The 18335-nt window shown below is 47.1% G+C and carries 15 protein-coding genes; 7 read left to right on the forward strand and 8 right to left on the reverse strand.

What is annotated here, in order from left to right; translation table 11 throughout:
• Nucleotides 1–58: 58 nt before the first annotated feature.
• The 3 genes from NQ565_RS05295 to NQ565_RS05305 all read right to left on the reverse strand — a co-directional run bounded on the left by NQ565_RS05295 (nt 59) and on the right by NQ565_RS05305 (nt 3341).
• The gene (locus tag NQ565_RS05295) at nt 59–1300 is read right to left on the reverse strand and encodes an ABC transporter permease (RefSeq protein ID WP_005652427.1); all 1242 of its coding nucleotides are present in this window, start codon (nt 1298–1300) and stop codon (nt 59–61) included.
• A gap of 6 nt (nt 1301–1306) precedes the next feature.
• Nucleotides 1307–2563: an ABC transporter permease gene (locus NQ565_RS05300; RefSeq protein WP_005652425.1), complete on the reverse strand. Its 1257-nt coding sequence runs from the start codon at nt 2561–2563 to the stop codon at nt 1307–1309.
• A 61-nt stretch (nt 2564–2624) separates the two neighbouring features.
• Nucleotides 2625–3341 carry an ABC transporter ATP-binding protein gene (locus NQ565_RS05305; protein ID WP_034535873.1) on the reverse strand — a complete coding sequence of 239 codons (717 nt, stop codon included), beginning with the start codon at nt 3339–3341 and terminating at the stop codon, nt 2625–2627.
• Nucleotides 3342–3518: 177 nt separating this feature from the next.
• Here NQ565_RS05305 and NQ565_RS05310 point away from each other — a divergent pair, with 177 nt between their 5' ends.
• Nucleotides 3519–4499, forward strand: a complete 981-nt coding sequence (locus NQ565_RS05310) for an ROK family protein (protein ID WP_005652421.1) — start codon at nt 3519–3521, stop codon at nt 4497–4499.
• Between the two features lie 356 nt (nt 4500–4855).
• Here the strand turns inward: NQ565_RS05310 and rplS are convergent, their stop codons facing one another.
• Nucleotides 4856–5209, reverse strand: coding sequence for a 50S ribosomal protein L19 (rplS, locus tag NQ565_RS05315; RefSeq protein WP_005652416.1), 354 nt, complete (start codon nt 5207–5209; stop codon nt 4856–4858).
• Between the two features lie 225 nt (nt 5210–5434).
• On the opposite strand from rplS, the gene NQ565_RS05320 reads away from it, so the two are divergent.
• Genes NQ565_RS05320 through NQ565_RS05330 form a run of 3 tightly spaced genes read left to right on the forward strand, consistent with a single transcriptional unit; the run spans nt 5435 to nt 10117 of the window.
• Nucleotides 5435–6205, forward strand: coding sequence for a 5'-nucleotidase C-terminal domain-containing protein (locus NQ565_RS05320; RefSeq protein WP_040315519.1), 771 nt, complete (start codon nt 5435–5437; stop codon nt 6203–6205).
• 27 nt (nt 6206–6232) lie between these two features.
• Nucleotides 6233–7078 (forward strand): bifunctional metallophosphatase/5'-nucleotidase, encoded by an 846-nt coding sequence (locus tag NQ565_RS05325; protein WP_016661196.1) that lies wholly within the window; start codon nt 6233–6235, stop codon nt 7076–7078.
• A 3-nt stretch (nt 7079–7081) separates the two neighbouring features.
• Nucleotides 7082–10117 carry a glycoside hydrolase family 3 N-terminal domain-containing protein gene (locus NQ565_RS05330; protein ID WP_005652411.1) on the forward strand — a complete coding sequence of 1012 codons (3036 nt, stop codon included), beginning with the start codon at nt 7082–7084 and terminating at the stop codon, nt 10115–10117.
• Nucleotides 10118–10228: 111 nt separating this feature from the next.
• On the opposite strand, the gene NQ565_RS05335 is transcribed toward NQ565_RS05330, so the two are convergent.
• The 4 genes from NQ565_RS05335 to NQ565_RS05350 all read right to left on the reverse strand — a co-directional run bounded on the left by NQ565_RS05335 (nt 10229) and on the right by NQ565_RS05350 (nt 14428).
• A complete protein-coding gene (locus tag NQ565_RS05335) occupies nt 10229–10858 on the reverse strand; it encodes a porin family protein (RefSeq protein ID WP_005652409.1) in 630 nt (209 codons plus the stop codon).
• Nucleotides 10859–10919: 61 nt separating this feature from the next.
• Complete coding sequence (locus NQ565_RS05340) at nt 10920–11573, reverse strand: DUF4136 domain-containing protein (protein WP_005652407.1); 654 nt, start codon at nt 11571–11573, stop codon at nt 10920–10922.
• Between the two features lie 400 nt (nt 11574–11973).
• Complete coding sequence (locus tag NQ565_RS05345) at nt 11974–12975, reverse strand: aldo/keto reductase (RefSeq protein WP_005652403.1); 1002 nt, start codon at nt 12973–12975, stop codon at nt 11974–11976.
• Between the two features lie 115 nt (nt 12976–13090).
• A complete protein-coding gene (locus tag NQ565_RS05350) occupies nt 13091–14428 on the reverse strand; it encodes an aspartate kinase (RefSeq protein WP_005652399.1) in 1338 nt (445 codons plus the stop codon).
• Between the two features lie 287 nt (nt 14429–14715).
• On the opposite strand from NQ565_RS05350, the gene NQ565_RS05355 reads away from it, so the two are divergent.
• From NQ565_RS05355 to kdpA, 3 genes are all read left to right on the forward strand, one after another.
• Nucleotides 14716–16059, forward strand: a complete 1344-nt coding sequence (locus NQ565_RS05355; RefSeq protein WP_005652396.1) for a sigma-54-dependent transcriptional regulator — start codon at nt 14716–14718, stop codon at nt 16057–16059.
• A 464-nt stretch (nt 16060–16523) separates the two neighbouring features.
• On the forward strand, nt 16524–16604 hold the full coding sequence (gene kdpF, locus NQ565_RS17020) for a K(+)-transporting ATPase subunit F (RefSeq protein WP_117666942.1): 81 nt from the start codon (nt 16524–16526) through the stop codon (nt 16602–16604).
• 12 nt (nt 16605–16616) lie between these two features.
• On the forward strand, nt 16617–18323 hold the full coding sequence (gene kdpA / locus NQ565_RS05360) for a potassium-transporting ATPase subunit KdpA (RefSeq protein ID WP_005652395.1): 1707 nt from the start codon (nt 16617–16619) through the stop codon (nt 18321–18323).
• Nucleotides 18324–18335: the final 12 nt, after the last annotated feature.

An 18335-nucleotide genomic window follows, 5' to 3' on the forward strand; every position in this document is an offset into this window, starting at 1 on the left:
TTATTGTATTATTGTTTTATTTTTCTATCGTTTTATCAGTCTGTTACCTTGCCGTTTTTTACTCATCCCTTATCGCTTCGATAGGTTTGATGGCCATTGCGCGGTAAGCAGGTGCCAGTCCTGCCAGCATCCCTAATGCAATGAGAAGGGCGCAAGTGCCGATAGCCAGTCCGAAGGAGACTTGATAATGGGTCTTGATGACTCCGGGATCATTCGCTGCGCTTTCCAGTATTTGCAGTATAAGTACGGCAAAAGAGATACCTGCCATGCCGGCTACGGTAGTCAGTACCATACTTTCCGAAAGGATTTGTTGCAGAATATCTTTGGGACGGGCACCGATGGCACGCCGTATGCCTATTTCCGTAGTGCGTTCCTTTACCGTTACCATCATGATATTGGATACGCCGATAGCTCCGGCAAACAAGGTTCCCAAGCCCACCATCCAGATAAGGATGCGGGTACCTGTCATCAGTGTGTCCATCATGGAAAACATGGCTTCTGCATTGAGGAACATGATTGCCTGTTTGTCGTCCGGCGAGATGTAATGGGCGGCTTTGATGCGATGTTCTATTTCCGGTTCTACGTCCTTAACCTTCACTCCCGGTTTCATGATAAAACAGACTACATCTATTCTTTGTCCCAGATTATATGTCTGCTGCATCGTTGTGAAGGGTAGGGTAACCGCTTCCGAAGCCTGTCCCTGTATGTTCACATTGCCCTCGGAAGAGCACATGCCGATAACACGGTAATAAATGCCGTTTACCCTGATATATTTTCCGCAAGGGTCCTCGCCCGGCTTGAAGAGGCTTTCGTACACGCGTTTGCCAATGACGCATACCTTGCGCGCCTCACGTATATCCACGTCATTGATAAAGCGGCCGTACGTCATTTCCTGATGTTCTATCTGCTCATATTCGGGGTATAGACCTTTGACGCTGCATTCGTATTTGTTTTCTCCGTAAACGGCTGTCTGTCCCCATAAGGCAAATGAAGGAGTGGCCGTTTTTATTCCGTCGATGCTGCGTACCCGTTCCACATCTTCCATTTCCAGATCCCACCAGCGTCCTTTACGAAATCCTTTGTAGGCCTCGCTTGTCTTTTGCGCTGCAATAAATCCGGAGTTTGTAGCGAAACCTTCAAATTGCGCTTTCATTTGTTCCTGCATGCCTTGTCCGCCGCCAATAAGTGCCACAAGCATGAAGATGCCCCAGAATACACCGAACGCCGTCAGTAGACTGCGTGTCTTGTTTCTTGTTATCGTAACGAGGATTTCCTCGCATGTATCCATGTCTATTCTCATAATCGTTTAATCTGCTCTAAGTGCTTCGATGGGACTGATGCTTACCGCCTTTTTAGCCGGGAAGAATCCGGCAAGCGTACCTGCGACAATCAGAGTCAATGTAGCCTGTATGGCAATGCCGATATCCACTGTGGGGTCCGAGAACATCCTGGCTTGAAACATACCCGCATCCGCTGTTTGTGTGCCGAAGGCGGAATTCATCCATTCCGTTACTCCGATGCCTGCCACCATGCCGATGTAGCCGAAAAAAGTGGTAATCGTAACGCTTTCCACAATAATCAGCCGAAGGATGGAAAAAGGCTTTGCACCCAGCGCTTTGCGTATGCCGAACTCGCGTGTGCGTTCCTTGACGGTAATCAGCATGATGTTCGATACGCCTACGATGCCGCTCAGCAGGGTAAAAATACCTATCACCCAAATGGCGGTACGCAACAAGCCGGCTACGTTCTGTGTCTGTATGTATTGTGTAAAGCGGTTCCATATCCATATTGCGCCTTCATCTTCCGGGTTGAAACGGTGGTTGGCGGCAATGACTTTACGGTACTCTTTCTCAAAGGTTTCGTTGGCCGCTTCGCTCGTCAGGTTTTTGGTGGTGAAGATGATGTTGTTGAGTTTATCGCCTTTGTTATAGATGGTTTGCATGGTGGAGAAGGGGATAAAGGCCAGGCTGCTTTGGTCTCCCTGGTCTTCGTACAATCCGACTACCCGGTAGGCTACACCGCCTGCATTGACAAACCGGCCGACAGGTTCCGTACGTGACTTTCCGAAAAGAATTTCTGCCGACTTTTTATGAAGAATGATAACTTTCCGCCGTTCTTTCACATCGTTCCGGTTGATAAAGCGTCCGCTTGCGGTCTTGATGGCTTCGGACTCTACGTAGTTCGGGTGTACGCCCATCAGCGAGATATTGATGTATTCTTGTCCGAAGCTGATGTTTACATCTCCCTGCCGCAGGGTGGCGCCGGCAGTGATGATATTGTCGGGAAAGTATTTTTCGGTTGCGGCGAGGTCTTTGTTTTCCAGTTGGATACGCCGTCCTTCTTTCAAGCCTTCGTACGATTGGGTGGTCCAGCCACCGCCCAGGCGGATGGAGTTCAATGCGCGTTCGGATGCGTTTTGTTCGAAAGCATGGATGATGCCGTTGCCTGCTCCCAGCAGTACGATAAGCATAAAGATGCCCCACGCCACTGCAAAACCGGTGAGGAACGTGCGCAACTTGTTACGCTTGATTGTACCGTATATTTCTTGCCAAAGGTCTATCATGATTACTGTAAGTGATGTTATAAAGCGATAGGAGATTAATGTAATGACGCGGCAGTGTCCGTTATTTCATGAAACCGTCCTTGCCGAATGGCGATGCGTCGTGATTCAGGTTCTCTTCAATGCTTCCTATCACACCGTCTTTAATGTGGATAATCTTGTCTGTCTGATTGGCAACGCCGCTCTCGTGGGTTACGACCACGATGGTCATGCCCGTTTCATGCAAGTCTTTCAGAATTTGCATGACCTCTACGGAAGTCTTGCTGTCGAGAGCACCGGTCGGTTCGTCGGCAAGGATAATCTGGGGGCGGGTAATCAATGCACGGGCAATGGCTACACGCTGCTTCTGTCCGCCGGACATTTCGTTGGGCATGTGGTGAGCCCACTCTTTCAGCCCCAGGCGTTCCAGATATTCCAACGCCATAGCGTTACGCTTCCGGCGGCTTACTCCTTGATAGAAGAGAGGAAGAGCCACATTCTCTACCGCATCCTTGAAGGAAATCAGATTGAATGACTGGAAGATAAAGCCAATCATACGGTTGCGGTATTCGGCGGCTTTGTTTTCGCTCAGGTTCTTGATAAGCGTACCGTTCAGGTAATATTCTCCTGTATCGTAGTTGTCCAGAATGCCTAAGATGTTGAGGAGCGTGGATTTTCCGGAGCCTGACGCTCCCATAATAGAGACGAACTCTCCTTTTCGGATATCAAGGTCGATGCCTTTGAGTACGTGTAGCGGTGCTCCGTTATTATAGGTCTTGTTGATGTCTTTCAGTTGTATCACGTTTTTCCTGTTTATAGCTTTGTTCTTATTGATTTTAACTATTAGACGCAGCAATGTGACGAAAAGTTGCAATTGACGTGAAGTTTTTTAAAAAAAGATTTTGCAGTGTCGTTTTTCTTTGTGTAATTTGTAACCATTAATGTTATAACTAACCCTTTAAACAAAAAAGTAAATATCATGAATTCAAACATGGAAAAACCCTATGTAGTGGGGATTGACATAGGCGGAACGAACACCGTCTTTGGTATCGTAGATGCACGTGGCACTATTCTTGCAAGTGGTTCCATCAAGACGGGAGCTTATGATGAGGCAGACAATTACGTAGACGAAGTATGCAAGAATCTTCTTCCGCTGATTATCGCGAATGGCGGTGTTGATAAAATAAAAGGTATCGGTATCGGTGCTCCTAACGGCAACTATTATAGCGGTACAATCGAGTTTGCCCCGAATCTTCCGTGGAAAGGAGTAATTCCTTTGGCAGCCATGTTTGAAGAACGTTTGGGCATCCCTACGGCACTGACCAATGACGCCAATGCCGCCGCTATCGGTGAAATGACCTACGGTGCTGCACGCGGTATGAAAGATTTCATCATGATAACGCTGGGTACGGGTGTAGGCAGCGGTATCGTTATCAACGGACAAATGGTATACGGACACGACGGTTTTGCCGGAGAGTTGGGACACACTATCATACGTCGCGAAAACGGTCGTCTCTGCGGATGCGGTCGCCACGGCTGTCTGGAAACTTACTGTTCGGCTACCGGTGTGGCGCGTACTGCACGTGAGTTCCTTACTGCACGTACCGAACCGAGTTTGTTGCGTTCCATTCCGGCCGAAAACATCACCTCTAAGGATGTGTACGATGCAGCCGTTCAAGGTGACAAGCTGGCACAGGATATTTTTGACTTTACCGGTACTATTCTGGGAGAGGCTATTGCAGACTTCATTGCTTTCTCCAGTCCCGAAGCAATTATTCTGTTCGGTGGGTTGGCTAAGTCCGGAGATTACATCTTCAAGCCTATCCAGAAAGCTATTGATGACAATATCCTGATGATTTACAAGGGCAAGGCCAAATTGATGATGTCCGAACTGAAAGACTCTGATGCTGCTGTGCTGGGAGCCAGTGCGTTGGGCTGGGAGTTGAGAGATATTAAATAAGCTCAGTCTTTGATTGAAAATATAGCCACCCTGCCGGAATATGATTTCACGGCTGGGCGGTATTTTTTTGGGATATACACTAAATAAAGTTTTCAACCGTATCAAACTTTTTTTCACTATAATGAAAAATCTTTGTTAATCCCACGAAAAAAGAAAATGCTTGTAGAAAATGCAGGTTTGTTTGTACTCCTTTTGCTTTTCGCATTTTTTATTCATATGGGATAGCGGGCGAAGGGACATTTGTCCGTTCCGTAAGACGAATAATTCCATTCCGTGGGATGAGGTATTTGAGACATTAAAAAAGGGAAACCGAATCAATCGGCTTCCCTTTTTTATTTAGAAATAGGAGTTTGGGATTAACCGTTAACTCTTTTTTCTTTAATTCTTGCTTTCTTACCGGTAAGAGCACGCAGGTAGTACAATTTAGCGCGACGAACTTTACCCACTTTGTTCACTTCGATGCTGTCGATAGCCGGTGATTCAATCGGGAAAATACGTTCTACACCTACAGTACCAGACATCTTACGTACAGTAAAACGCTTCTTCTCTCCATGTCCGGCAATCTTGATAACAACGCCACGGTACAACTGTACACGTTCTTTGTTACCTTCGACGATACGATATGCTACTGTAACAGTGTCACCTGCCTTGAAGCTCGGGTGTTGTTTGCCGGTAGCAAATGCTTCTTCTGCAATTTTAATTAAATCCATTGTTCTTATTATTAAATTGTTTGATCGTTACAACGCAACATACCAGGCTTCTCACTCGGTGTCCTGACAGCGATTGCGCGAAAGCGGTGCAAAGGTAGAGTTTTTCTTTTGATTGACAAAGAGATGTACTCTTTTTCTTTTTTGCCGGATGGAAAGAAATGCCGTTCCTCTTTGGGATTACAGCAAAAGAAAAGTATATTTGTAGCAATTTAAAAATGGATGAATATGAAGAAATGTTATTTGAAAATCGTCTCAGGAACAGCGTTGGCAGTGATGTTTTTGTTTGCATCTTGCCATTCGGCCTACGAAGTGACAAAAGCCGAAGGGCGCATGCAGCCGATAGACTCTACCTATGATGTTGCTCCCGATGCGGAAGCCATGGCGTTGCTTGCCCCCTACAAGGCGAAGATAGACAGTATGATGTACCGGGTAGTGGGCACTGCCGAGATGTCTATGGATAAAGGAGCTCCCGAAAGCCTCCTTTCCAATCTGGTGGCCGATGTGCTGCGCGGAGCGGCTGCGCAGGTGCTTGGAAAACCTGCCGATATGGGGCTTGTGAATATGGGTGGATTGCGGAACGTGCTGACGGAAGGCCCCATTACTTGCGGCAACATCTACGAAATACTGCCGTTCGAGAACTCACTTTGTGTCGTGACTTTGAAAGGTGTTTATCTGAAGCAACTGTTTGAGAGCATTGCGGCACGTGGCGGCGAAGGAGTCAGCGGCGTGAAGTTGCGGATTACCAAAAGCGGAAAGTTGCTGGGGGCTACTGTAGCCGGCAAGCCGGTTGTCGACGACAAACTGTACACGGTTGCCACTATCGATTATCTGGCCGACGGCAATAGCGATATGACCGCCCTGATTCAGGCCGAAAAGAGAGATTGTCCGCCGGGTGCGACCTTGCGCGGTCTGTTTATGGACTATGTAGAGCAACAGACGGCAGCAGGCAAGAAGATTACTTCGCGCATGGAAGGACGAATCACCGTGGAAGATTAAGAACAGAAAACTAAAAAAGAGAATTCGATGAAACGTATATCTATATATTGCCTGCTGATGTTCTGTGCATTGCTGACAGCATCGGCACAGCAGACCAAGCAATTGGTCATTCTGCACACAAGTGACACTCACAGCCGTATCGAACCGATTGACCTGCACGCTGCCGACCCGTATGCAGGGGCGGGCGGTGTGGTACGCCGCGCTACTTTTCTGAAAGATTTCCGTACCAAGAATCCGGATGTCCTGCTCTTTGACTGCGGCGACATTTCGCAAGGTACTCCCTATTACAATCTTTTCCGGGGCGAGGTGGAAGTCCGGATGATGAACCTTATGGGCTATGATGCCATGACTATCGGTAATCATGAGTTTGACTTCGGGCTGGATAATATGGCGCGTTTGTTCCGTATGGCCCACTTCCCGGTGGTATGTGCCAATTACGATGTCACCGGAACCGTTCTTGAGGGACTGGTGAAACCTTATGTAGTCCTGGAACGCGGAGATATGAAAATCGGAGTGTTCGGGGTGAGTCCCAAGATGGAAGGGCTGGTACAGGCCGATAAGTGTGAAGGCATTGTATACAACGATCCTATTGTTGCGGCGCAGGAAGTAACCGACCTTTTGCGGACCAAGGAAGGGTGTGATGTCGTTATCTGTCTTTCCCATCTCGGCTTCCGTCTTAAAAATGAAGTCTGCGATGAGAAGCTGGCGGCGGCAACCAGGGGAATTGATGTAATATTGGGCGGCCATTCCCATACTTTTATGGAGAAACCGGCTTTCTGCCTGAATGCGGAGGGGAAGAGTATTCCGGTATTGCACACCGGGAGAAGCGGCATTTTTGTAGGAGAATTGGATTTGACACTGACGAAGGAATAGCGGATGAAAAGGCTGTTACTGTTTATACTGGTTATAATGGGATGTTGCGGGCGTTTTGCTTCGGATGCGAAACGTTGTCCGGCGACACCTGCCGTTGTTTCCCCCGTGGAGCCATTGCTGGTGAGGTCGGCAGTGGATGATGTGCGATGCAGGCAGTGGGTGGATTCGGTTTTGGGCACACTCAGCCTGAAAGAGCGGATAGGACAGCTTTTTATCTATACAATCGCCCCCTATCAGGACAAGGGCAACAAGGAGTTGCTGCGCAAGGTTGTCGAGGATTATAAAGTCGGCGGTTTGCTGTTTTCCGGCGGACTGATGCAAAACCAGGCTATGCTGACGAATGAAGCGCAACGCATGGCGGATATTCCTCTGCTGATTACGTTCGACGGTGAGTGGGGGCTTTCCATGCGTCTGCGGGGTACACCCGTCTTTCCGAAGAATATGGTACTGGGATGTATACAGAACGATACCCTGCTCTATGAGTATGGCAGGGAAATGGCAAGGCAGTGCCGGGAACTCGGCGTACAGGTGAATTTTGCTCCGGTGGCGGATGTTAACATCAATCCGAAAAATCCGGTTATCAACACCCGCTCTTTCGGTGAAAATCCGGTGAACGTTGCCAATAAGGTTATCGCCTATGCCAGGGGGCTGGAAGACGGCGGAGTACTCTCGGTATCCAAACATTTTCCGGGGCATGGAGATACGGACGTGGATTCGCATAAATCGCTTCCGGTTTTACCGTTCACGCGCGAGCGTTTGGACAGTGTGGAGTTGTATCCTTTTAGAAAAGCCGTTCAGGCAGGGGTAGGCGGCATTATGGTGGGGCATTTGGAAGTGCCTGCTTTTGAGGCGCAGCGCGGATTGCCTTCTTCCCTTTCCCGCAATGTGGTTTATGACTTGCTGACACGCGAATTGCAGTTCCGGGGACTTGTCTTCACAGATGCTTTGGCTATGAAGGGAGTTTCCAAACATGAGTCGCTCTGCTTGAAAGCATTGCAGGCGGGGCATGACTTACTGCTCGTTCCCCGGCGTATAAAAGAAGAAGTGGATGCCATACTGGCTGCCGTAAAGCGCGGTGAGTTGACGGAGCAGGCGGTGGAGGAGAAATGCAGAAAGGTATTGACTTATAAATATGCACTTGGGCTGAATAAGAAGCCTCTTATTCGTCTTTCCGGATTGGGAACCCGAATTAATACGCCCTATACGCGGGATTTGATTCGTCGTTTGAATCTGGCGGCTGTTACCGTGCTGGGCAATGCGGCGAAAGTGCTGCCACTGGATCCGGCGATTAAAGATGTTGCGGTGTTGAATGTCGGGGAAGCAGCGGAGATGCGGCCTTTTATCAAGCAGCTTTCCGAATATACGCATCCGGTAGAGTTCCAATTGGGAAAAGATTTACCGGCGGCAGGACGTAAGGCTTTGAGAGATAAACTGTCCGGATATAAACGTATTCTGGTATGTGTTACCGAGCATCGTCTGGCGGCTTATCAGTCTTTCTTTGCGGAGTTTGCTCCGGACGTTCCGGTGGTGTATGTGTGCTTTATTCCCGACAAGCAACTGCCACAGATACGTCAGGGCATATCGGCAGCCGAAGCGGTGGTATTGGCGCATTCTTCGAATGATGACGTACAGCGGCAGGTGGCCGGGATACTTTATGCGGATGCCGTGGCTGACGGCCGGCTTTCGGCAAGTATCGGCAGTTTGTTTGCCGCCGGAGAAGGGATAACCTTAAGTCCGCAGACAAAGTCTCATTTCATTCCCGAAGAGCATGGCCTGGATTCCCGCTTATTGGCACGGATTGATACGATTGCCCGGGAAGGCATACGGGAAAGAGCCTATCCGGGATGTCAGGTAGTGGTTTTGAAGGACGGGAAAGAGATGTATAATAAGGCTTTCGGTACTTATACATATACAACCGGAAATAAGGAAGCGGTTCCGGTGACACCGGCATCCGTATATGACGTTGCATCTTTGACGAAGACGACAGCTACCTTATTGGCCGTAATGAAGCTTTATGATAAAGGCCGTTTAAGCCTGACAGACCGTGTGTCTGATTATCTTCCCTACCTGCAGGATACGGATAAACGCAATATAACGGTCAGGGAACTGCTGTTCCACCAGTCGGGATTGCCTTCCACCTTGCTGTTCTATCAGGATGCCATTGATGAGGATAGTTACGAGGGTACATTATTTAAGGCACGGCCGGATAAACTGCATCCTGCCCGTATCGGGCGGCAGACGTGGGCTAACCCGAATTTCCGTTTCCGTCCGGGGCTGACGTCGAAAGTACGTACAGCCGAATGTACTTTACAGGTCTGTGACAGTCTTTGGTTGAATAAGTCTTTCAAAAAGGAGTATCTCCAAAAGATAGCGGATGCGCCTTTGAGGGATAAACGGTATCGTTATAGCTGTGTGGGCTTCATTCTGCTGCAGCAGGTGGTTGAGGCACGTGCAGGAATGCCTATGGATGAGTTTCTTGCTCAAGAGTTTTATACTCCGATGGGGCTGAAGCGTACCGGGTATCTTCCGTTACGGTTCTTGTCTAAAGAGGAAATTGTGCCTTCGTCCGTTGACCCTTTCCTGCGGAAAACAGTTTTGCAAGGATTTGCACACGATGAATCGGCCGCTTTTCAAGGCGGTGTTTCCGGCAATGCGGGATTGTTCTCCACGGCTGAGGAAGTGGCGCAGATTTATCAGATGCTGCTGAATGGCGGTGAGTTGAACGGAAAACGTTATTTAAGCAAGGAGACGTGCAGGCTCTTTACCACTACGGTTGCCAAGGGATGCCGCCGTGGTTTGGGCTTCGATAAGCCGGATGTGCAGAATCCTGCGAAAAGTCCCTGCGCCCTTTCCGCTCCGGCATCGGTGTACGGACATACGGGCTTTACCGGAACTTGTGCATGGGTAGACCCGGATAACGGCTTGGTGTATGTATTCCTCAGCAATCGTATTTATCCGGAGGTGTGGAATGCGAAATTGCTGAAATCGGATATTCGGGAAAGAATACAGGAAGCGATGTATCGGGCTGTGTTGAAGTAAGGCAATCGCATCAGAATAAAAAAAGGAGATGCCGGCTAACTTGAAATCGTTAGGCAGCATCTCTTTTTTTTGAAACAATTAATTTATTCTGTTAAGTTTTAGGTGTGTATGTCAGAATGCAATACCGATACGCAGACCTAAGTTGTTCATACCGTCCACACTGTAAGTGAAGAGGTCGCCTTTGTTGGTCCCGTAGCTGTAATAGGCTGCGAAGTGCAGGCCCGGACCGTAAGCCCACGGGTAAACGTTGAAACCGATTTCTGGAGATACGTAGAATCCCCATGTATCTTTATTGGTTTCAAATACATTGAAAGTGGACTTCAACTGTGCATATTGTGTACCGAGTTTTACGCCCACATACGGTTGGAATGCACCGCCACGGTTCCACGCATAACGTGTGGCAAGACCGAAAGGCAACTGGAATACGGTATGCTGCTGGTCGGTATTCAAACTGCCGCTCGTACCGACCGGCAAGGTCTGACGGCTGAAATATTCATGGTTGCTATGATAAGCCAGGAAGCCTCCCAAAGCAAAGTTGGACGTCAGGAAGTAACCGCCTTCAAAGTTCATCCCCCATCCGCTGCCTTTGTCGGCAAAGTGGTTGTTTAAGGGGAAATTGAACTGCCAGTCGATGTTGGCATAACCGTTATCGGTCATCTGTGCCTTTGCCGGCATGGCGAAGACAAGGGCGAGGGCGGCGATTGCGAATGCCCTCAAGGATATATATTTCAATGTTTTCATACTTGTTCTTGTTTTATAAATTCAACAATAGCTTTCTATCAGGATAGAAGAAGTCGGTAGTTTATCTCGGCTGGGCACTCATTCTGTTAAGATAGGCAGATTGTGTAAAAGCCTGGTTCACGCCTTCCACTGCCATTTTGGTGTTGAAAGATGTCGAGCCGCTCAATAACCCGCTCATGTAGCTGGTCCACAGTACGGGAAGTTTTTCCTTTTCGCCTTGGGGAGCGTCGAGGTTCAGCAATTCGGTGATGAAGGAACCGGTACTATAAGCATAGTTTACGGCATACGGATAGTACCATCCGCCCCAGTTACCCCAGTAAGGAGCATCCCAATAGCCCGGGTAGTTCCACCACCATTCGGGGCGTCCGTAGTCCGTAAAGTAGTAAGTGCTCTTTACGTAACTCACTTGCAAACCGAGGTCGGCGTTTTCGCGATTGTCTGTACGGACATAACCGCGGTTGTTCATATTGGCAACGTATGCGCTGAGAATTTCCTGTGCACTTTCGTCTTTCCAATATTCGGCGTCTTTACTGTTGCCGATAACAAGGATGCTATCCGGTAAGTAATAAGTTTCGAAAGCTTTGAAGTCTGCTTTCGTGTCATAATTGGTATAAACCAGATACTTGCTGTCCAGCTTATCCATGTCGGGGTCTTTTTCGCAAGATACGAATGCTATTGCGAAGACCGCTAATAATAAGGGAATAAATTTCTTCATACTTCTATAATGTTTAGGTTAAATATAAATTCCTGCCCTATTGGTACCTTAGGCTTTTGGAGAAAGAACAAGATAAAAAATAAAAGGTTCAAAAATAGATGTGTTAAATGTGCGGTGGACTATAAAGAAACTGGTATGTTTTCTTTTTATTCAGATGGGTATGAATGGCTTTTCAGACTATCATTGCCAGTTCGTTGGCATAATCGTGCCATATAAGTGGCATAGTTGTGCCAATAAATAGGCATTGTTGTGCCAACAAAGTGGCACAATAATAATTCAAGGCGGTGGAATTAGCTGGTTTTAAATAGTTGTTACCGCTTTGGGACTGGTTATATCAAAAAGACTATCTCAATTTTCATTTTGAGATAGTCTCTTTCATAGCATACGAGGGTATTGGCGACTATTTTACAATCTGATAAATGTTTTTTAATTCTTCTGCAGAGAAAGCGGTATTATCAATCGCTTTCAGATTATCTGCCAATTGTCCAACAGAACTGGCTCCGATAATAACCGAGGTCACCAAGTCGTCTTTCAGTATCCATGCAAGCGCCATTTCGGCAAGTGTCTGACCGCGACGGATGGCGAGTTCATTCAGTGCTTTTATCTTTTTCAAGACTTCATCTGTCAGCGCTTCTTTTTTAAGGAAGCCGCCTTTGGCGATGCGTGAATCATCGGGAATACCGTTCAGGTAGCGGTTGGTAAGCAATCCTTGTGCCAAAGGGGAGAAAGCGATGAATCCTGTACCGTTTTCTTTGGCTTGCCTCAGGATACCTTCTTCTTCCGGTTCGCGGTTAAACAGATTGTATTTACCTTGATGGAGTAGGCAGTGCACATCCCGCTCTTCCAAGTATTTATATGCTAATTCTGCTTTGTCTTTAGGGTATTTGGAAATGCCGATGTATAGCGCTTTACCTTGCCGTACGATGTCAACGAGTGTTTGAAGTGTCTCTTCAAGCGGGGTGTTGGGATCGTAACGGTGGGTATAGAAGATGTCTACATATTCGAGGTTCATCCGCTTTAAACTTTGGTTGAGGCTGCTCATCAGTGATTTTCGGGAACCCCAATCACCGTAAGGACCCGGCCACATTTCATGTCCTGCTTTGGTAGAAATGAATAATTCATCCCGGTAGGGCATAAATGATTTCTTCATAATCATACCGAATGTTTCTTCTGCAGAGCCGCAGGAAGGGCCGTAATTGTTGGCGAGGTCAAAATGGGTGATACCCTTGTCGAATGCATAATGTGCCATTGATAGCGAGTTGGCGAAAGTATTGACATCGCCGAAGTTGTGCCATAGCCCTAAAGATATTTCAGGTAGAAGGATGCCGCTCTTTCCGCAACGGCGGTATTTCATACCGTTTTCGTATCTGCCGGGGGCGGGAGAATAGATGGGAGTTATCATATCTGTTGGTTTTAGTTAGACTTTATATTATATAAGGTTGTAAAAACAATGAAAGCAAAAATACGGAAATTCTTTGAAAGTATCTGTTTATTGGCTCCATAGATTGAACTTTTATTTACTTTACAATTTTATCCGTCTCCGGCTCGAAAAGTCTATTGCTGAGTGCCTGCAAAGCCCTTTTCTTGTCTTCCGTCTTAATGACGAATGCCACGTCACTGTCATTGCTGCCATACGAAATCATACGTAGCGGGATATCTGCCAGAGCTTCTATAATCTGTGCTTCGACACCGGCATACTGCCAACGCATGTTTCCCACCACGGATACAATGGACATGCGGTCTTCCATCAGAATTTTTGCATATTGTTCCAGCTCCGCAAGGATTTTGCATAGATGTTCGCTGTTGTCTATGGCGACGGATACATCCTGATTGGATGAAACCAACAGACAAAGCGGCGTTCTGTATTTGGCAAACGTATCAAAAATCTTACTGATAAACTGATAAGGACATAAGTTATGTTTCGACTCGAACTTCACGTAGAAGATGTTGTCTTTGGCGGCTATGGCTTTAATGATATTGTCGTCCTGCAAATCCGAAATCAATGTCCCCTCTGCCTGAGGATTCATTGAGTTGAGCAATCGTACCGGGATATTGCGCTTGCGTGCCGGGGCGATGCAGAACGGGTGTAATATTTTTGCTCCGTAAAAGGCCAGCTGCTCGGCTTCGTTGAAACTGAGATGCTTTACGGAGCGGGTTCCCGTTACTTCACGCGGGTCATTATTGTGCATCCCGTCAATGTCCGTCCATATCTGTATTTCCTCTGCGCGGATGGCAGCGCCGATGAGCGATGCCGTATAGTCGCTGCCGCCCCGTTTCAGGTTATCCGTTTCATTATAAGCATTTTTGCAGATGTACCCTTGAGTAATAAAAAGGTTGATGCCGGGATACTGTGCCAATTGCACCTGTAGTTTTTCCTCTATATATTTCAAGTCCGGTTCTCCTTCCGGCCCGGTACGCATAAAGTCGAAGGCGGAGAGCAGGATATTGGCAATCTTCCGTTCCCGCAGGTAGAAGTGCAGCAGGGCTGTACTGATAAGTTCCCCTTGTGCCAAAACCTCTTTTTCTTCAACCGAGGTGAATTCATCATTGATAAATTGCCAGAGTCGCTGGAAGCGGTCGAGAATATAATCTATCGCTTCCCGCTTTGTGGACTCGTCTGTCAACAGTTCGTTGGCAAAGTCTATGAACTGGAATTCCAGCCGGGTGATTTTCTCGTGTGCCTGTTCTATGTCGCGGTTGAACAGGCTGGCTGCAATTTCTTCCAGATGATTGGTAGTGCCTGCCGTTGCGGACAGGGCTACAATCTTCGGTGTGGACTCTGAAATGAGCTCCGCTACGTGTTTCATTCTCTCTACTGTGCCGACGGAAGTACCGCCAAATTTGCAAACTTTCATTTTTAAATCTTTTTTAGTTATTCTTTTTTTACTGTCGGATGAAGCCTCTGTATTCCTTTTCGTTTTAGAAGGCTCATTTCCGAAATGGAAGGGCGAGTTTCTTTTTCAGTTCTCTTACAATGCCTCTGAGGATACATTGTAAGGTGTTTTTTTACTTTTTCGTAGTCTTATGTGCGCTCCCTTCACTTATAAAAGTTCAAAAGACATGCCGTTTGTTTCCCGGAAAACGTTTATATTTGCACATCCCCTGTTTTTACCATTTATTACTTTAAACTTATCCGAAAAATATGAGCAAGATTTTAGTCGTTGACGATGAAGTACAGCTCCGTACCCTTTTGTCGCGTATGTTGGAGTTGGAAGGATATGAAGTATGCCAGGCCGGTGATTGCAGGACTGCTTTGAAGCAGTTGGAATTTCAGAGCCCGGATGTAGTCTTGTGCGATGTGTTTCTTCCTGACGGTAACGGGGTAGACCTTGTGTCGTCTGTCAAGAAAACAGCCCCTAACGTAGAGATAATCCTGTTGACGGCGCACGGTAATATCCCGGACGGGGTGCAGGCCATTAAGAACGGCGCTTTCGATTATATCACCAAAGGTGATGATAACAATAAGATTATACCGCTTGTTAGCCGTGCCGTAGAGAAGGCGCGCATGAACGTCCGCTTGGAGAAACTGGAAAAGAAAGTGGGGCATACGTATTCTTTCGATTCTGTTTTGGGTGATTCGAAAGCATTGAAAGATGCCGTTTCACTGGCACAGAAAGTATCGGGAACGGATGTTCCCGTATTACTGACGGGTGAAACGGGTACGGGAAAGGAGGTCTTTGCGCAAGCCATACATTATAATAGTAAGCGTGCTAAGCAGAATTTCGTAGCGGTAAACTGCTCCTCTTTCAGTAAGGAACTGTTGGAAAGCGAGATGTTCGGTCATAAAGCCGGTTCGTTTACAGGAGCATTGAAAGATAAGAAAGGATTGTTTGAGGAGGCCGACAATGGCACTATCTTCTTGGATGAAATCGGTGAAATGGCATTTGAACTGCAAGCCAAACTGCTGCGCATTCTCGAAACAGGCGAATATATAAAGATTGGCGATACCAAACCCACCCGTGTGAATGTGCGTGTTGTTGCCGCAACCAACCGCAATCTGCCGGAAGAGATTACCGCAGGACGTTTTCGCGAAGATTTATTCTACAGACTCTCCGTATTCCAAATTCATCTGCCGCCCTTGCGTGAACGGGCGGGCGATGTACGTATTCTGGCAAAAGCCTTTGTAAAGGACTTCTCCGTTCGGTTGGCACGTCCCGTTACGGAAATAACACCCGCTTTTCTCGAAGCCCTCGAACAACAACCTTGGAAAGGTAATATTCGGGAATTGCGTAATGTGATAGAGCGCAGTCTGATTGTTTGCGAGAGTGAACGGCTGGATGTTGCCGACTTGCCGCTCGATATACAGAACACACATTACGAACAATCCGATGAAACCACTCCCGGCAGTTTTGAACTTTCTGCCATGGAGCGTCGCCACATCGCCCGTGTGTTGGAATATACAAAAGGTAATAAGACCGAAGCAGCCCGCCTGCTCAAAATCGGATTGACCACACTCTACCGCAAAATCGAAGAATACGGAATATAATCTGTTCTTTTCCGTAACTTGCCGAAAGTTTCCCGGCGTGGAACGAAGTGTTCCATGTCGGGAAACAAAGTGTACCATGCCGGGGTACTCTTTGTTTCACCCCGTGGAACTTCCGGTTTCTCCTAAGGAAATAAATGGTTTCGCCAGATGAACCTCGAAGCATGCAATGTACCTTTTCTATTTTGATAGACACCCTTTCATTTTGAAAGGGTGTTTTCTTTTTCTGTAACTCCTTTATTGTGTTTTATTTATTTGTAAATCAGTATTTTATCTTTCAGACTCCTATTTTGGCACGCATTTGGCAATTATGAGGACGGTAAAACATGAATATTAATTTAACAACGTAAAAACATGGGAATAACGATTTCATTTATTTTCTGCCTGTTGAGCGGATTTCTCGCTTTCTGGCTATTCTGGAAATGTGTGGATTGGTTTGAGAAGATTTAAAGAGGAGAGAAAAGATTATGTACACAGTATTATTTGTATTAGGTGTTGCAGTGTTCGGGTACTTAATGTATGTTCTGGTGAAACCCGAAAGGTTCTAAAAGATTAAAGAAATGAATACGGAAATTTTAGGTGTAGTTTTACAGATTTTCCTGTTGGTGGCGATTTCTTATCCGCTGGGAAAATATATTGCGAAGGTTTATAAAGGAGAGAAGACATGGTCGGACTTTATGAAACCGCTAGAGAGACTGATATTTAAGGTAGCGGGCGTTAATCCCAATGAAGAAATGAACTGGAAGCAGTTCCTCAAGGCGTTGCTGATATTGAATGCTTTCTGGTTTGTCTGGGGAATGGTGCTGTTGGTCAGTCAAGGATGGCTGCCGCTGAATCCTGACGGTAATGGCCCGCAAACTCCCGACCAGGCATTCAATACCTGCATCAGTTTTATGGTAAACTGTAACTTGCAGCATTATTCCGGTGAGAGCGGACTGACGTATTTTACCCAGTTGTTCGTCATCATGCTCTTCCAGTTTATTACCGCAGCGACAGGTATGGCGGCTATGGCGGGCATTATGAAGTCCATCAGCCGTAAAACAACGAATACAATCGGTAACTTCTGGAACTTTCTTGTATTGAGTTGCACGCGTATTCTTTTGCCGCTTTCCCTGATTGTCGGCTTTATCCTTATTACACAAGGTACTCCGATGGGTTTTGACGGTAAGATGGAGGTGACTACGCTTGAAGGACAGGAACAAACGGTGTCACAAGGGCCGGTGGCTGCCATCGTTCCTATCAAGCAGTTGGGTACGAACGGCGGTGGTTACTTCGGCGTAAATTCGTCTCATCCGTTGGAAAATCCTACCTACCTGTCCAATATCGTAGAATGCTGGTCTATCCTGATTATACCTATGGCTATGGTTTTTGCGTTGGGTTTTTATACAAAACGGATGAAACTGGCTTATAGTATTTACGGCGTAATGCTCTGTGCCTATTTGGCGGGTGTCGGCATCAATGTTTATCAGGAGATGAACGGTAATCCTCGCATTGACGATATGGGCATTGCACAGGACAATGGGGCTATGGAAGGCAAGGAAGTCCGTCTGGGAGCAGGTGCTACCGCATTATGGAGCATTACAACTACGGTTACTTCCAACGGTTCCGTCAATGGCATGCACGATTCTACGATGCCCCTGTCCGGTATGATGGAGATGCTGAACATGCAGATAAACACTTGGTTCGGCGGTGTCGGTGTAGGGTGGATGAACTATTATACATTTATCATTATCGCAGTCTTTATCAGCGGACTGATGGTGGGACGTACACCGGAGTTTCTCGGAAAGAAAGTGGAAGCCCGGGAGATGAAAATAGCAACAATCGTTGCGCTGCTTCATCCGTTTGTGATATTGGTAGGCACGGCTCTGTCTTGTTACCTCCTTGCGCACCATCCGGAGTTTGTAGAGAGTGAGGGCGGCTGGCTGAACAATCCCGGTTTTCACGGGCTGAGCGAGCAATTCTATGAATTTACTTCGTGCGCTGCCAACAACGGCTCCGGTTTCGAAGGCTTGGGCGACAATACTTATTTCTGGAACTATGCCTGCGGTTGGGTACTTATTCTGAGCCGTTTTCTTCCTATTGTAGGGCAGGTTGCCATTGCTGGTCTGTTGGCGCAGAAGAGATTTATTCCCGAAAGTGCCGGTACGCTGAAAACCGATACGTTCACCTTTGCCGTAATGACTTTTGCCGTAATCTTTATCGTGGCAGCTTTGTCTTTCTTCCCGGCACATGCGTTGAGTACTATTGCCGAACACTTCAGTTTGTAACGAGATAAGAAT

It is taken from the genome of Bacteroides stercoris ATCC 43183 (assembly GCF_025147325.1).
GTDB lineage: Bacteria > Bacteroidota > Bacteroidia > Bacteroidales > Bacteroidaceae > Bacteroides > Bacteroides stercoris.

Coding starts and splice junctions, on each gene's coding strand:
- NQ565_RS05300 (WP_005652425.1), bottom strand. CDS start 2,563: ATGATAGACCTTTGGCAAGAAATATACGGTACAATCAAGCGTAACAAG.
- NQ565_RS05310 (WP_005652421.1), top strand. CDS start 3,519: ATGAATTCAAACATGGAAAAACCCTATGTAGTGGGGATTGACATAGGC.
- rplS (WP_005652416.1), bottom strand. CDS start 5,209: ATGGATTTAATTAAAATTGCAGAAGAAGCATTTGCTACCGGCAAACAA.
- NQ565_RS05320 (WP_040315519.1), top strand. CDS start 5,435: ATGAAGAAATGTTATTTGAAAATCGTCTCAGGAACAGCGTTGGCAGTG.
- NQ565_RS05345 (WP_005652403.1), bottom strand. CDS start 12,975: ATGATAACTCCCATCTATTCTCCCGCCCCCGGCAGATACGAAAACGGT.
- NQ565_RS05325 (WP_016661196.1), top strand. CDS start 6,233: ATGAAACGTATATCTATATATTGCCTGCTGATGTTCTGTGCATTGCTG.
- kdpA (WP_005652395.1), top strand. CDS start 16,617: ATGAATACGGAAATTTTAGGTGTAGTTTTACAGATTTTCCTGTTGGTG.
- kdpF (WP_117666942.1), top strand. CDS start 16,524: ATGTACACAGTATTATTTGTATTAGGTGTTGCAGTGTTCGGGTACTTA.
- NQ565_RS05355 (WP_005652396.1), top strand. CDS start 14,716: ATGAGCAAGATTTTAGTCGTTGACGATGAAGTACAGCTCCGTACCCTT.
- NQ565_RS05335 (WP_005652409.1), bottom strand. CDS start 10,858: ATGAAAACATTGAAATATATATCCTTGAGGGCATTCGCAATCGCCGCC.
- NQ565_RS05340 (WP_005652407.1), bottom strand. CDS start 11,573: ATGAAGAAATTTATTCCCTTATTATTAGCGGTCTTCGCAATAGCATTC.
- NQ565_RS05350 (WP_005652399.1), bottom strand. CDS start 14,428: ATGAAAGTTTGCAAATTTGGCGGTACTTCCGTCGGCACAGTAGAGAGA.
- NQ565_RS05295 (WP_005652427.1), bottom strand. CDS start 1,300: ATGAGAATAGACATGGATACATGCGAGGAAATCCTCGTTACGATAACA.
- NQ565_RS05330 (WP_005652411.1), top strand. CDS start 7,082: ATGAAAAGGCTGTTACTGTTTATACTGGTTATAATGGGATGTTGCGGG.